The organism is Massilia sp. YIM B02769, from assembly GCF_030411995.1.
Lineage (GTDB): Bacteria > Pseudomonadota > Gammaproteobacteria > Burkholderiales > Burkholderiaceae_D > Telluria.
The window spans coordinates 260,810-274,379 of record NZ_JASNRC010000005.1 but is presented as its reverse complement, the minus strand read 5'-3'; the positions used below and the strand labels follow the sequence as shown (position 1 = coordinate 274,379).

At 64.8% G+C, this 13,570-nt stretch carries 12 protein-coding genes; 6 read left to right on the top strand and 6 right to left on the bottom strand.

The features are described 5' to 3' along the window. Positions 1-43: 43 nt before the first annotated feature. The 6 genes from QPK31_RS10295 to QPK31_RS10270 all read right to left on the bottom strand — a co-directional run bounded on the left by QPK31_RS10295 (position 44) and on the right by QPK31_RS10270 (position 5,447). Positions 44-745, bottom strand: a complete 702-nt coding sequence (locus QPK31_RS10295) for an ABC transporter ATP-binding protein (protein WP_290422842.1) — start codon at positions 743-745, stop codon at positions 44-46. A 1-nt stretch (position 746) separates the two neighbouring features. Continuing rightward, positions 747-1,451 (bottom strand): ABC transporter ATP-binding protein, encoded by a 705-nt coding sequence (locus QPK31_RS10290; RefSeq protein ID WP_290422841.1) that lies wholly within the window; start codon positions 1,449-1,451, stop codon positions 747-749. Next, complete coding sequence (locus QPK31_RS10285) at positions 1,438-2,391, bottom strand: branched-chain amino acid ABC transporter permease (RefSeq protein WP_290422840.1); 954 nt, start codon at positions 2,389-2,391, stop codon at positions 1,438-1,440. The genes QPK31_RS10290 and QPK31_RS10285 overlap by 14 nt, the downstream gene beginning before the upstream one ends. Further along, entirely contained in the window at positions 2,388-3,260 is an 873-nt protein-coding gene (locus QPK31_RS10280) for a branched-chain amino acid ABC transporter permease (protein WP_290422839.1), read from the bottom strand. The genes QPK31_RS10285 and QPK31_RS10280 overlap by 4 nt, the downstream gene beginning before the upstream one ends. A 108-nt stretch (positions 3,261-3,368) precedes the next feature. Next, positions 3,369-4,529: an ABC transporter substrate-binding protein gene (locus tag QPK31_RS10275; protein WP_290422838.1), complete on the bottom strand. Its 1,161-nt coding sequence runs from the start codon at positions 4,527-4,529 to the stop codon at positions 3,369-3,371. Positions 4,530-4,640: 111 nt separating this feature from the next. Then, the gene (locus tag QPK31_RS10270) at positions 4,641-5,447 is read right to left on the bottom strand and encodes an IclR family transcriptional regulator (protein WP_229439697.1); all 807 of its coding nucleotides are present in this window, start codon (positions 5,445-5,447) and stop codon (positions 4,641-4,643) included. 303 nt (positions 5,448-5,750) lie between these two features. Here QPK31_RS10270 and QPK31_RS10265 point away from each other — a divergent pair, with 303 nt between their 5' ends. The 6 genes from QPK31_RS10265 (at position 5,751) to QPK31_RS10240 (ending at position 13,540) form a co-directional block, all read left to right on the top strand. After that, positions 5,751-7,880, top strand: a complete 2,130-nt coding sequence (locus QPK31_RS10265) for a 3-hydroxyacyl-CoA dehydrogenase NAD-binding domain-containing protein (protein WP_290422837.1) — start codon at positions 5,751-5,753, stop codon at positions 7,878-7,880. A gap of 23 nt (positions 7,881-7,903) precedes the next feature. Continuing rightward, entirely contained in the window at positions 7,904-9,085 is a 1,182-nt protein-coding gene (locus QPK31_RS10260) for an acetyl-CoA C-acyltransferase (RefSeq protein ID WP_290422836.1), read from the top strand. Positions 9,086-9,093: 8 nt separating this feature from the next. Then, complete coding sequence (locus QPK31_RS10255; RefSeq protein WP_290422835.1) at positions 9,094-10,302, top strand: acyl-CoA dehydrogenase family protein; 1,209 nt, start codon at positions 9,094-9,096, stop codon at positions 10,300-10,302. A 13-nt stretch (positions 10,303-10,315) separates the two neighbouring features. Next, the gene (locus tag QPK31_RS10250; RefSeq protein WP_290422834.1) at positions 10,316-11,476 is read left to right on the top strand and encodes an acyl-CoA dehydrogenase family protein; all 1,161 of its coding nucleotides are present in this window, start codon (positions 10,316-10,318) and stop codon (positions 11,474-11,476) included. Further along, positions 11,473-12,270, top strand: a complete 798-nt coding sequence (locus QPK31_RS10245; RefSeq protein ID WP_290422833.1) for an oxepin-CoA hydrolase, alternative type — start codon at positions 11,473-11,475, stop codon at positions 12,268-12,270. The genes QPK31_RS10250 and QPK31_RS10245 overlap by 4 nt, the downstream gene beginning before the upstream one ends. Before the next feature lie 61 nt (positions 12,271-12,331). Beyond that, on the top strand, positions 12,332-13,540 hold the full coding sequence (locus QPK31_RS10240; RefSeq protein WP_290422832.1) for a CaiB/BaiF CoA-transferase family protein: 1,209 nt from the start codon (positions 12,332-12,334) through the stop codon (positions 13,538-13,540). Positions 13,541-13,570 lie beyond the last annotated feature (30 nt).

The following is a 13,570-nucleotide window of genomic DNA, read 5'->3' as shown; positions in this document are numbered from 1 at the left end:
GCGGACCGTATTCTTCAATCAGACTCATGTCGCGGACTCCGTATCAGCGGGCGAAATATAAATCGTGCAGGTGGTCGAGGCTGACCTCGGGCGCGGCCTGCGACAGCACCACTTTCCCGCTCTGCATCAGGTACACGTGGTCGGCCACGCCCACCGCGCGGTGGGTGTTCTGTTCCACCAGGATGATGGTGCGGCCATCCTGCTTCAGCCGTCCCAGAATCTCGAACAGCTCGTTGACCATCACCGGCGCCAGGCCGAGCGAGGGTTCGTCGATGATCAGGACCTTCGGGTCGCTCATCAGGCCGCGCGCCATCGCCAGCATCTGCGCTTCGCCGCCGGACAAGGACCCGGCCAGCTGCTTGCGCCGCTCGCGCAGGCGCGGGAACATGGCAAACGATTTCTCCAGGTTGGCGTTGGCGCCTGCCCGGTGCTGGGGCGCGAACGCTCCCATCATCAGGTTTTCCTCGACCGTCATGTCGCGGAAGACCATGCGGCCTTCCGGGATCATGGCCATCGAGACCAGGTTCATGTCCCAGGTCGGGGTGCCGTTCAACGGCTTGCCGTCCAGGGTGATGGTGCCCTGCGAGACCGGGATCAGGCCCATGATGGCGCGCAGCAGGGTGGTCTTGCCGGCGCCGTTCTGGCCGATGATGGTGGTCAGCTTGCCCGGGGCGATGCTGAGCGACAGGTCCCACAGCACGTTGATGGCGCCGTAGCCGGCGCGTACGTTTTGAACTTCCAGCATCTCAGCCTCCCGTATAACTCTTGATCACAGCCGGATCGCTGAACACCTGGGCCGGCGTGCCTTGTGCGATCAGCCCGCCGAAGTTCAGCACCGCCACGCGTTCGCACAGGTTGCTGATGGTCTCGATGTCGTGCTCGATGATGACGATCCCCACCGAGAACTCGCGGTGCAGGTCCTTCAGCATGTTCATGAAGGCGCGCTTGCCGTTGGTTTCCAGGCCGGCCAGCACTTCGTCCAGCAGCAGCAGCTTCGGATTGGTCGACAGCGCCTTGGCCACTTCCAGCGCCTTCAGTTCCGTCAGCGCCAGGCCGGTGGAGGCGTCGCGCTCCGCCTTGGCGCTCAGGTTGGTAAAGGCCAGGATCTCGTCGATGCGTTTCTGGTCGATCTTGCCGGTGCCGAAGCGCTGCGACACTTCCAGGTTCTGGCGCACCGTCAGCTCGTGCATCGGCTGCGGAATCTGGAAGGTGCGGCCGATGCCCATGCGGGCGCGCTGGTACATCGGCGCCTTCAGCACGTCGGTGCCGTTGAAGACGATGCGGCCGGTGGTCGGGCGCACCAGGCCCGAGATCGCATTGAACAGGGTGGTCTTGCCGGCGCCGTTGGCGCCGACCAGGCCGACGACGTCGCCGGTACCCACCGACAGGGTCACGTCATTGACCGCCGTGAGGCCGCCGAAGCGGACGGTGACGTTTTCAAGCTGCAGCATCTTTTTTCCTCATGAACTTGCGGAACAGGCCAAGCAGGCCATCCGGGCTGGCGATGATCATCACCACCAGGACCAGGCCGAGCACCAGCTGGTGGCCGGTCGGCATGATGTTCTTCACGAACAGCTGGTCGACCAGGTAGACCACCACGGCGCCGATCAGCGGGCCGGTGATGGTGCGGTAGCCGCCGAAGATGGCCGCCACGATCGGGATCGTCACCCACAGTGCGCTGAAGGCATAATCCGGCTCGAGGAAGTTGATGTAGTGGGCGTTGAAGGCGCCCACCACGCCGCACATGAAGGCCGATACCAGCAGCATCAGCGCTTTCAGCAGGGTGTTGTTCACGCCCACCACGCGGGTTGCGTCTTCGCTGTCGTGCATGGCGCGCAGGGCCAGGCCGTGCGGGCTGCGGCGGATGCGGTCGTAGATCCAGGCGAATACCAGCACGATGGTTAGGATCACCAGGTAGTTGCCGATCTTGGTCGAGAAGTCGATCCCGAACACGGTTGGCAGCTGCGGGATGCTGGCGATGCCGGCCGAACCGCCCGTGACCGATTCCCACTCGGTGGCGAAGATGCGGAAGATGTGGGCATAGGCCAGGATGGCGAGCGCAAAGTAGGGGCCGCGCAGGCGCAGCACCGGCAGCATCAGGACCGCCGAGATCACGGCGCCGACGCCGCCCATCAGCAGGCCGAGGAAGATCGGCAGGCCATGCTGCATGCTCAGCACCGCCGAGGTATAGGCACCCACGCCGAAGAAGGCCGCGTGGCCGAAGCTCACCATGCCGCCCAGGTTACCGAGCAGGGCCCAGGACAGGGCGATACCGCCGATGACGAGCGAAGCGATCACCAGCGACATCACGTAGGCGTCGCCGCCCAGCAGTACCGGGACCAGGATGTATACCGCCAGCAGGACGGCAATGAGTAACTTATTGATTTTCATCCGCGCCTCCGGGCAGCACCAAACAGACCGTTCGGCATGACGAACAACACCAGCAGGAACAGACCCATGCCGGCCAACTCTTGCAGCGCCGAGCTCGCGAGCGTGACGGTCAGCGACTCGGCAATGCCCAGCAGGACCGCGCCGATCAGCACACCCGGGATCGAGCCGATACCGGCCAGCACGGTGATGATGAAGGCTTTCACGGTCAGCACGCCGCCGTAGGCAGGGGTGATGACGCCGTACGAGAACAGGGCAACGCCGGCGAAGGCGGCCAGGATGCCGGCCACGATGAACGACACCAGTTCGGTCTTGCCCGGGTTGATGCCCATGAGTTTTGCTGCGTCGCGGTTGCTCGAGACCGCGCGCACGGCGCGGCCATACCAGGAGCGCGACAGCCACCACCAGAGGGCGACGATCAGCACGATGCTCACGCCGAAGAACAGCACTTCGGAACGCATCGAGTACAGCTCGCCAACCACGAAGGCTTCCTGCATCCAGCTCGAGCTGGTGGCGCGCACGTCGGCGCTCCAGATCATCAGCACGAGGTTGGTCAGGATCACGCCGACGCCATAGGTCAGGGTGAGCGAATTGATTTCGCGGTTGGTCTTGATCTTGCCGACCACCATATAGAGTAGTGCCGAGGTGATCGTCACGATGATCACCGCTGCCGGAATCGCCATGATCGGATTCCAGCCAAGTTTCGATTCGACCGTGTAGGCGATGTACGCCGCCAGCAGTACCAGTTCGCCGTGTGCCAGGTTGATCACTTTCATGGCGCCGAAGACCAGCGCCAGGCCAAGTGCGATCAGGGCGTACGACCCGCCCTGCAACAGCCCGGAATACACGGCTTGTAAGATCAAGTCCGTCATTTCTGCATTCCCATCGAATTCATGCGGGCAGGAGAGGTCCTGCCCGGTCCTTCAAACCACGGTTGCAGCCAACGCTCTATATATAGAGGGGTGGCTGCGAGAAGCGTATTACCAAGGCACGCCAGGGAACACAGGCTTGGCGGTTGCCGATTCCTTCGGCCACACCAGTTCGACCTTCTTGCCCTGGTGCTGGCCCATGCGCTGGGTGAAGTTCTTGTTGTCGCCGTTGGCGTCGAACTGCACGCGGCCGATCAGGGTCTGCTTGTCGGTCTTGCGCATTTCTTCGATTACGCCGCCCTTCTTGATGGTGCCGGCGTCGGCGGCGCGTGCGATCGCTTCGAACAGCAGCATCGATTGCACGTAGCCGAACTGGCCCAGGTAGTCAGGCTCCTTGTTCAGCAGCTTCTTGTAGGCGTCGCCGAATGCCTTGCCGTCCGGCGAGGTGAAGGTGACAGGGAAGGGCAGGACGGCGGTGCCGTACACGTTCGGCATCAGGTCCGGGAAGTCGGCCGCCATTTTCGGGGTGGCTAGCGACCACACGCCGGCGATCGCCTTGACGTTCGGCTTCAGCACGCGGGCGGCGCGCAGGATGCCGACGTATTCGTTTTCATAGCCGACCATGGCGATGAATTCCGACTTGTCGCGCAGCTTGACCTTGTTCAGGATAGGCTTGAAGTCGGTGATCGCCGGGTCGAAGGCGTGCATGCCGACCTTGATGCCCTTGGCGCCCAGGGTCTTCTCGACGTCGGCGGCCAGGCCGTGGGTCGCATCCTTGGTCGAGTAGATGATCGAGACCGACTTCACGCCCAGGTCCGAGATCAAACCGACCAGGGCTTTCTGGTAGCCCTCGGTGTTATTAATGCGGAAGAAGTTCTTGCGGCCGGCTTTCACCAGGCCGTCGTCGACGCCGCCCGAGGTGATGTAGGCCAGGCCCAGCTTGTTCGCCGCGTCCGACGCAGGCGAGATGTTGTTCGAGCCGTAGCCGCCGGTCACGGCAACCACGCCCTGGCTGGCCAGCTTCTCGACAGCTGCCACTGCCTTGGCCGGCGCCGATTCGTCGTCGACGGTCACCAGCTTGATGGTGTGCTTGCCGTTGGTCTTGTTGAAGACTTCCGCCGCAACGCGGATGCCTTCCTGCGTGCCCATGCCGACGCGGGCCAGTGGGCCGGTCAACGGGATCTGCACGCCGACCAGGAATTCCTCGGCGCTTGCCGACCCTGCGCTCAGTGCCGCGAATACTGCGAGGGCGATTGTTTTTGCCTTGCTCATTGTCTCCACCTATTCAGATTGTTGCCATGAATCGGATCCCGTTGCCGGGACCGGGTTGATTTGCGCCGTACCCGTGTACGGGCCAGCGCGTGATTTAGCAATACCGCGCCATCAGCCGATGTTGCGGCCCATGCTCATTTCTACATTTCGTACCAGCTGGACCAGGCGCGGGCCCAGATCCTCGATCAGCTTCTCCTGCGGCAGCAGGAAGGCCGGGCCGCCGCAGTTGAAGGCCATCGATTTCGCCGTGTCGGGATCGACCAGCGGCACGCCAACGGCGCTGATGTTGGCGTCCCAGTAGCCCGAGGACAGCACGAAGCCGCGGTCCTGGAAGTCCTTGAAGCCTTGTTCGATGTCGGCCTTGATCTTCGGCCAGTTGTTTTCCGCGTGCAGGCGGATGTGGTCCATCAAGAAGTCTCGGTCGGCCTGGGGCAGGCCGCACAAATAGGCCTTGCCCATCGCGGTGGTCGCCAGCGGAATGCGCGAACCGGCGTCGCGGCGCAGGGTGACGGCGGCGCTGCCGCGGCAGGCCTCGACGTACACCATGTGCAGGCGGTCGCGAATGCCGATCGCCACCGAGCACTGGGCGTATTCGGCCAGTTCCTGCATGCCGGGGCGGGCCAGTTTGCGCACGTCGAGGTTGGCGAGCAGGGTATAGCCGAGCGCCAGTACGGGGGCACCGAGCTGGTAGCGGCCCTGTTCGGGCGAGTAATTCAGGTAGCCGAGCTTGGTCAGCGTATAGGTCAGGCGGGAGATAGTCGGCTTCGGCATCGCCGTGCGCTTGGCCATCTCGCTGTTGCTGAGGTAAGCCTCGCCTGGACGGAAGCAGCGCAGGATCTCGAGCCCGCGCGCCAGGGCAGTCACGAACTGACGGTCCTTGGCGTTTTCTTCCTCAGTGTATGACTGGATTTCTTCCATCTCATTGTCTCCGTTGCCCAGCATCTTTGGCTGAGTCTGGAAATGATGATCACATATCAAAAACCGGGGTGTCAACAGTTTTGTGAAATGGTCGTTCGCACAGCGAAACGATGGATATTGACGTTCCTATGACAGAAGGGTAAATCCCCGTTCGACACGCGGATTTGCGGTTTTCTGGACGTGAAATCGGTGTCGGCAAGACGTTTACATTCGCGCCGAAAATCGGTTATCGTTGAATTCGCTGCAAGATGCAAAACACAATTTCGCATAGCGAACCAACTAGAAAACAAGGAGACAGGACTCATGAATTCCGGTGCAAACGCTCAGGCCGTGCCGCAGGTCACCCGTGAGCAGCATGGCGACATCCTTCTGGTCAGCATCGACAACCCGCCCGTCAACGCCCTGGGCGTGGATGTGCGCCGCGGTCTGCTGGAAGCCATCGAAGCCGCCGACGCCGATCCTGCGGTGAAGGCGGTGCTGATCGTCGGCGCGGGCCGCAACTTCATCGGCGGCGCCGACATCCGCGAATTCGGCAAGCCGCCGATGGCGCCGGCCCTGCCTGACGTCTGCAACCGCATCGAAGCCTCGACCAAGCCGGTCGTCGCCGCCATCAATGGCGTCGCCCTGGGTGGCGGCTTGGAAGTGGCCCTGTCCGCGCACTACCGCGTGGCCCTGCCGACCGCCAAATTCGGCCTGCCGGAGGTGGCCCTCGGCCTGCTGCCGGGCGCCGGCGGTACCCAGCGTACTCCGCGCCTGATCGGTGCGCAAGCCGCCCTTGATTTGATGCTCACCGGCCGTCACGCCAGCGCCAAGGAAGGCGAGAAGCTCGGCCTGGTCGATCGCATCGTCGAAGGCAGCGACCCGGTGGCCGTGGGCCTCACTTATGCCCAAGAACTGCTGGATGCGAAAGCACCGGTGCGCCGCACGCGCGACGCCGAAGCGCTGGCTGACCGCGCAGCGCAAAGCGCCGTGGTCGACGCCGCCCGCGCCGAGACGGCCAAGAAGTCGCGCGGCCTGTTCTCGCCACTGAAAATCGTCGACGCGGTGCAGGGCGCCATCGACCTGCCGTTCGACGAAGGCCTGGCGCTGGAACGCAAGCTCTTCATCGAATGCCTGGACAGCCCGCAGCGCGCCGGCCTGGTGCACGCCTTCTTCGCCGAGCGCGAAACAGCCAAGTCCCCTGAGACCCGCGATGCTAAACCGCGCGCGATTGCCAGCGTCGGCATCGTCGGCGGCGGTACCATGGGCGCCGGTATTGCCGTCGCTGCCCTGGACGCCGGCCTGCCGGTGACCATGATCGAGCGCGACGAAGAAGCCCTGGCGCGCGGCCGCAAGAACGTCGAAAAAGTGTACGACGGCCTGGTCAAGAAGGGCCGCATGACCGAAGAAGGCAAGGCCGCCGTCATGGCGCGCTGGAACGGCAGCACCGCCTACGATGCGCTGGCCGATGTCGATCTGGTCATCGAAGCCGTGTTCGAAGAAATGGGTGTGAAAAAGGCCGTGTTCGCGGAGCTCGATCGCGTCTGCAAGCAGGGCGCCGTGCTGGCCACGAATACCTCTTACCTCGACATCAACGAGATCGCCGACAGCGTCTCGCGTCCGCAAGACGTGATCGGCCTGCACTTCTTCTCGCCGGCGAACATCATGAAGCTGCTGGAGATCGTCGTGCCTGCGAAAGTGGCTAACGACGTCGTCGCCACCGCCTTCGAACTGGCGAAGAAGTTGAAAAAGACTCCGGTACGTGCCGGCGTCTGCGACGGCTTCATCGGCAACCGCATCCTCGCCGTGTATGGCCAGGCCGCGCACTACATGATGGAAGACGGCGCTTCCCCGTACCAGATCGACAAGGCGCTGCGCGACTTCGGCTACCCGATGGGCCCATTCCAGGTGTCCGACCTGGCCGGCGGCGACATCGGCTGGGCCACGCGCAAGCGCCGCGCCGCCACCCGCGATCCGAAGGCGCGCTATGTGCAGATCGCCGACCGCATCGCCGAGCGCGGCTGGTTCGGCCAGAAGACCGGCCGCGGCTACTACCTGTATCCGGAAGGCGCGCGCATCGGCACGCCCGACCCGGAAGTCGAAGACATCATCGACGCCGAACGCCAGCGCGCGGGCGTCACCCCGCGCGAATTCTCGGACGAAGAGATCGTGCGCCGCTACCTGGCGGCGATGATCAACGAAGGCGCGAACGTGGTGCACCAGGGGATCGCCCTGCGTCCGCTGGACGTCGACGTGACCTTCGTCCATGGTTATGGCTTCCCGCGCTACCGCGGCGGCCCGATGAAGTATGCCGATACCGTCGGCCTGGCTAAGATCCTCGCCGACATCCAGGAATTTGCCAAGGAAGACCCGGTCTTCTGGCAGCCGTCGCCGCTGCTGGTGGAACTGGTCGAGAAGGGCGCCGATTTCGCAAGCTTGAACCAAATCAAATAATAGACACACTCAGGAGACTCGCCATGCGCGAAGCAGTCATCGTTTCAACCGCCCGCACGCCGCTGACCAAGGCGCACCGCGGCGAATTCAACATCACCACCGGCCCGCAGCTGGCCGCATTCGCGGTGCGCGCCGCAGTCGACCGTTCGGGCATCGACCCGGCCCTGATCGAGGACGCCATCCTCGGCTGCGGCTACCCGGAAGGCACCACCGGCCGTAACGTCGCGCGCCAGACCGTCATCCGCGCCGGCCTGCCGATCAGCATCGCCGGCACCACCGTCAACCGCTTCTGCGCCTCGGGCCTGCAAGCGATTGCCATCGGCGCCGGCCGCATCGTGGTCGACGGCGCACCGGCCGTGATCGCAGGCGGCGTGGAAAGCATCTCGCAGATCCGCACCCGCGAAAAGGGCGACTCCGGCATCGACCCATGGATCCTCGAGAACAAGCCGGAACTCTACCTGCCGATGATCGACACCGCCGACATCGTCGCCGCCCGCTACGGCATCAGCCGCGAAGCGCAGGACCGCTTCTCGTTCGAGTCGCAGCGCAAGACCGAGGAAGCGCAGCTGGCTGGCCGCTACAAGGACGAAATCGTCGCCTGCACGACCACCATGCAGGTCACCGACAAGGAGACCGGCGCCGTCACCCAGCGCGAAGTGACCGTCGACCAGGACACCTGCAACCGCCGCGGCACCACCTACGAAGGCCTGGCAAAACTGGCGCCTGTCATGGGCGAAGGTAAATTCGTCACCGCCGGTAACGCCTCGCAGCTGTCGGATGGCGCCTCGGCTTGCGTGATGATGGAAGCGAAGGAAGCCGAGCGCCTCGGCCTGGAGCCGCTCGGCGCCTTCCGTGGCCTGGCGGTCGCCGGCTGCGAGCCTGACGAAATGGGCATCGGCCCGGTGTTCGCGGTGCCTAAGCTGCTCGGCCGCTTCGGCTTGACCGTCGACGACATCGGCCTGTGGGAACTGAACGAAGCCTTTGCTTCGCAAGCCATCTACTGCCAGCAGCGCCTCGGCATCCCCGACGAGCGCCTGAACGTGAACGGCGGCGCGATCTCGATCGGCCACCCGTTCGGTATGACCGGCGCGCGCCTGGCCGGCCACGTCCTGTTGGAAGGCAAGCGCCGTGGCGTGAAGTACGCCGTGGTCACGATGTGCATCGCCGGCGGCATGGGCGCGGCTGGCCTGTTCGAGATTTTCTGAGGAACGTCATGGATCTGAATTTCACCCCCCAAGAAGAAGCATTCCGCGCCGAAGTACGCGCCTTCCTGGCCGAGAAGCTGCCGAAGCGCCTGTCGGATAAAGTCGCCAACGGCAAGCACCTGACCAAGGCCGACATGGAAGAGTGGCACGCGATCCTGAACGAACGCGGCTGGTTGGCCAACCACTGGCCGGAGCAATACGGCGGCCCGGGCTGGACCGCCATCGAGAAGTTCATCTTCGAGAACGAGTGCGCGCTGGCGAACTCGCCGCGCATCGTGCCGTTCGGCGTCAACATGCTGGGCCCGGTCCTGATCAAGTACGGCAACGAAGCGCAAAAAGCATACTGGCTGCCGCGCATCCTGGACGGCTCGGATTGGTGGTGCCAGGGTTACTCGGAACCGGGCGCCGGCTCCGACCTGGCCGCCGTGAAGACCACCGCCGTGCGCGGTACCGATGCCGAGGGCGACCATTACATCGTCAACGGCCAGAAGACCTGGACCACGCTGGGCCAGCACGCCAACATGATCTTCTGCCTGGTGCGCACGAATCGCGAAGCCAAGAAACAGGAAGGCATCAGTTTCCTGCTGGTCGACATGAATTCGCCGGGCGTCGAAGTGCGTCCGATCATCACCCTTGACGGCGAGCACGAAGTCAACGAAGTCTTCTTCACCGACGTGCGCGTACCGGCCGAGAACCTGGTGGGCGAAGAGAACCGCGGCTGGACCTGCGCCAAATACCTGCTGACCTACGAGCGCACCAACATCGCCGGCGTCGGCTTCTCGGTCGCCGCCCTGGCGCGCCTGAAGCGCATCGCCGCCGAGCAGACTCGCAACGGCAAGCCGCTGCTTGAGGACCCGACCTTCGCTTCGCGCCTGGCGCGCGTCGAGATCGACCTGGAAAACATGAAGACCACCAACCTGCGCGTGATCGCGGCGGTGGCCGGCGGCGGCGTGCCGGGTGCGGAAAGCTCGATGCTGAAGATTCGCGGCACCGAGATCCGCCAGGAGATCCTGTCGCTGACCCGCCGCGCGATGGGCGTGTATGCGCGTCCGTTCACCCAGGATATGCTCGATGCCGACTACGCCGGCGAGCCATTCGGCCCGGACTTCGCGGCAGCCGCCACGGCGCAGTACTTCAACAATCGCAAGCTGTCGATCTTCGGCGGCTCCAACGAGATCCAGAAAAACATCATCTCCAAGATGATCCTCGGCCTGTAAGAGGGAGACAGACATGAACTTCGAACACACTGAAGAACGGCGCATGCTCGCCGATAGCCTGAACCGCTTCATCGCCGAGCAGTATCACATTGAGACGCGCAACCGTACCGCCGCGACCGAGCAGGGCTACTCGAGCGAGATGTGGGAAAAATTCGCGGAGCTGGGCGTGATCGGCGCGCTGCTGCGCGAGGAAGACGGCGGCTTCGGCGGCGGCGGTTTCGACATCGCCGTGGTCTTCGAGGCCCTGGGCCGTGGCCTGGTGCTGGAACCCGTGCTGGGCAGCGCCGTGCTGGCTGCGGAGGCGATTTCGTTTGCCGGCAATGCCGAGCAAAAGGCGGTGCTGGAAGAAATCGCGGCCGGCGCCACCATCGCCACTTTCGCCCACGACGAGCCGAACACCCACTACGAACTGGCGCGCGTGCAGACCACGGCCCGCCGCGAAGGCGACGCCTGGGTGCTGGACGGCGTCAAAGCCGTGGTGCAGGCGGCCGAACAGGCGAATGTCTTCGTCGTGTCGGCGCGTACCTCGGGCGACGTCGGTTCCGAAGACGGCATCTCGCTGTTCCTGGTGCCGCAAGGCGCGCCGGGCGTGTCGATGCGCGGCATTGCGACCATGGACGGCGGCCGCGTGGCCGATGTCACCTTCAACAACGTGCAGCTGACCGGCGCCGCCCTGCTGGGCGAAGAAGGCAAGGCCTACGCCACGCTGGAACGCGCGGTCGGCCGTGGGATCCTGGCTTTGTGCGCGGAAGCCCTGGGCGCGATGGAGGCGGCCAAGGAAGCGACCCTCGACTACCTGCGCACCCGCAAGCAGTTCGGCGTGGTGATCGGTTCCTTCCAGGCCCTGCAGCACCGCATGGCCGACCTGCTGCTGGAAATCGAGCAAGCCCGTTCGACCGTCATCAACGCCGCCGCCGCGCTGGACGCCGACCGCATCACCCGCGAGCGCGCACTGTCGGCAGCCAAGATGAGCATCGGCCGCATCGGCACCCTGGTGGCGGAAGAATGCATCCAGCTGCACGGCGGTATCGGCATGACCTGGGAACTGCCGATGGCCCACTTCGCCAAGCGCCTGGTCTTGATCGACCACCAGCTGGGCGATGAAGACCACCACCTCGAGCGTTACATCGCGCTGGGCCGCGCAGTTCAGCAAGACCCGGCTGTTGCGGCATGAGCGACGCACTGATCGTGCGGACCGAGGGCGCCGTGCGCGTCCTCGTCAACAGCAATCCGGCGGCGCGCAACGCGATCCGGCCGGAGCTGTACGACGCGCTGCAGGCGGCCTTGCTGGATGCTGCAGCCGATCCCGCCATTGGCGCGGTCGTGCTGGTCGGCGACGGCGAGTTCTTCTGCGCCGGCGGCGACTTGCGCGCATTGGCGACGCGGCGCGAACTCGCGCCTGCCGAACGGCGCGTGAAGATCGAGCGCCTGCACGAGACCATTCGCGCGATCCGCGCCTGCCCGAAGCCCGTCATCGCGGCGGTCGAGGGCGGGGCGGCCGGCGCAGGCTTGTCGCTGGCGCTGGCCTGCGACATGCTGGTGTCCGCGCGCGACGCCTTTTTTGCGATGGCCTACGTGAAGGTCGGCCTCAGCCCGGATGGCGGCGCGACCGCTTTCCTGTCGCAGTTCCTGTCGCGACAGGTGATGACGGAGCTGTGCCTGCTGGGCGAGCGTCTCACGGCCGAGCGGCTGCATGCGCTGGGCGCGGTGAATCGGCTGACCGATCGCGGCGCGGCACTGGCGGAAGCGGTTATGCTGGCAGCCCGCATTGCAGACGGCCCGGCCAATGCCAACGCGCGCATCAAGACACTGTGCGCGCAGGCAGGCTCGAACAGCCTGAACGAACAGCTGGACCTGGAAGCGCAGCTGATGGTCGAGTCGCAGGGCGACGACGAAGGTCAGGAAGGCATTGCCGCCTTCTTCGGCAAGCGCACGCCGGATTTCAAGGCGCTGCGCCTCAAGCAGTAACAAGAACAAGCTGCCGGCGCCGCTTCTGCGGACGCCGGCAAGTAGAACAGTGGAGATCAAGTTGAACAGCAAATCCAATCTGCCGCTGGCAGGCGTGCGCGTGCTGGACCTGTCGCGCGTGCTGGCCGGGCCCTGGTGCGCCATGGTCCTCGGCGACCTTGGCGCGGAAGTGATCAAGGTCGAGCACCCCGAGCGCGGCGACGACACGCGCGACTGGGGCATGCGCGTCGGGTCCACCGGGACCGCCTATTTCAACAGCGTGAACCGCAACAAGCGTTCCGTCTGCCTCGACCTGAAGACCCCGGAAGGCCAGGAAATCGCACGCGAGCTGGTACGCAAGAGCGATGTCGTGATCCAGAACTTCAAGTTCGGCGACGTCGAGCGCATGGGCTTGGGCTACGATGAACTCAGCAAGGAGCAGCCGGGCCTGATCTACTGCTCGATCACCGGCTACGACCGCACCGGACCGGAAGCCACGCGTCCCGGCTACGACCTGGTGATCCAGGGCGAGGCCGGCCTGATGGCGCTGAACGGCGAACCGACCCAGCCGCCCTTGAAATTCGGCGTGGCGGCGGTCGACATGATGACCGGGATGTATGCGGCGCAAGGCGTGCTGGCCGCGCTGTACGAGCGCGAGAAGAGCGGGCAGGGACGTCACGTGGGCATGGCGCTGTTCGATTGCGGCCTGATGATCACCGCCTACTACGGACTGGAAGCCCTGCTGCGCGGGAACGACCCGCCGCGCTTCGGCAACGGCCACCCGTCGATCATGCCGTATGGCGTGTACGAGGCGGCCGACGGCCCGCTGGTGATCGCTGTCGGGAACAACAGCCAGTTCCTGCGCTTCTGCACGGATGTGATCGACCGCGCCGACATCGCGAGCGATGAGCGTTTCAAAACCAACCTCACGCGCACCCAGCACCGCGACGAGCTGATGCCGATGATCCGCAGCGAACTGGCCAAGCGCCAGCGCCGCGATTTGCTCGATGCGATGAGCCGGGTCGGCATTCCATGCGGCGAAGTGGCGGGCCTGCACGAGGCGCTGACTTCGCAGCGCGCGACGGACGGCGGCCTGGTGCAGTACATGTCGCACGAGGAGGTGGGCCAGGTGGCCGTGCTGGCCTCGCCGTACCGCTTCAATGGCGAACGCCTGCCGATCCGCAGCGCGCCGCCGCGCCTGGGTGAGGGTACCGACGAGGTGCTGTCCGACCTGCTCGGCCTCTCCAGCGAAAAGCTGGCCAGCCTCAAGGAGCGTGGCGTCTCGCGATAAGCGTCTGTCCAGCGGATCGCCATCGAAATA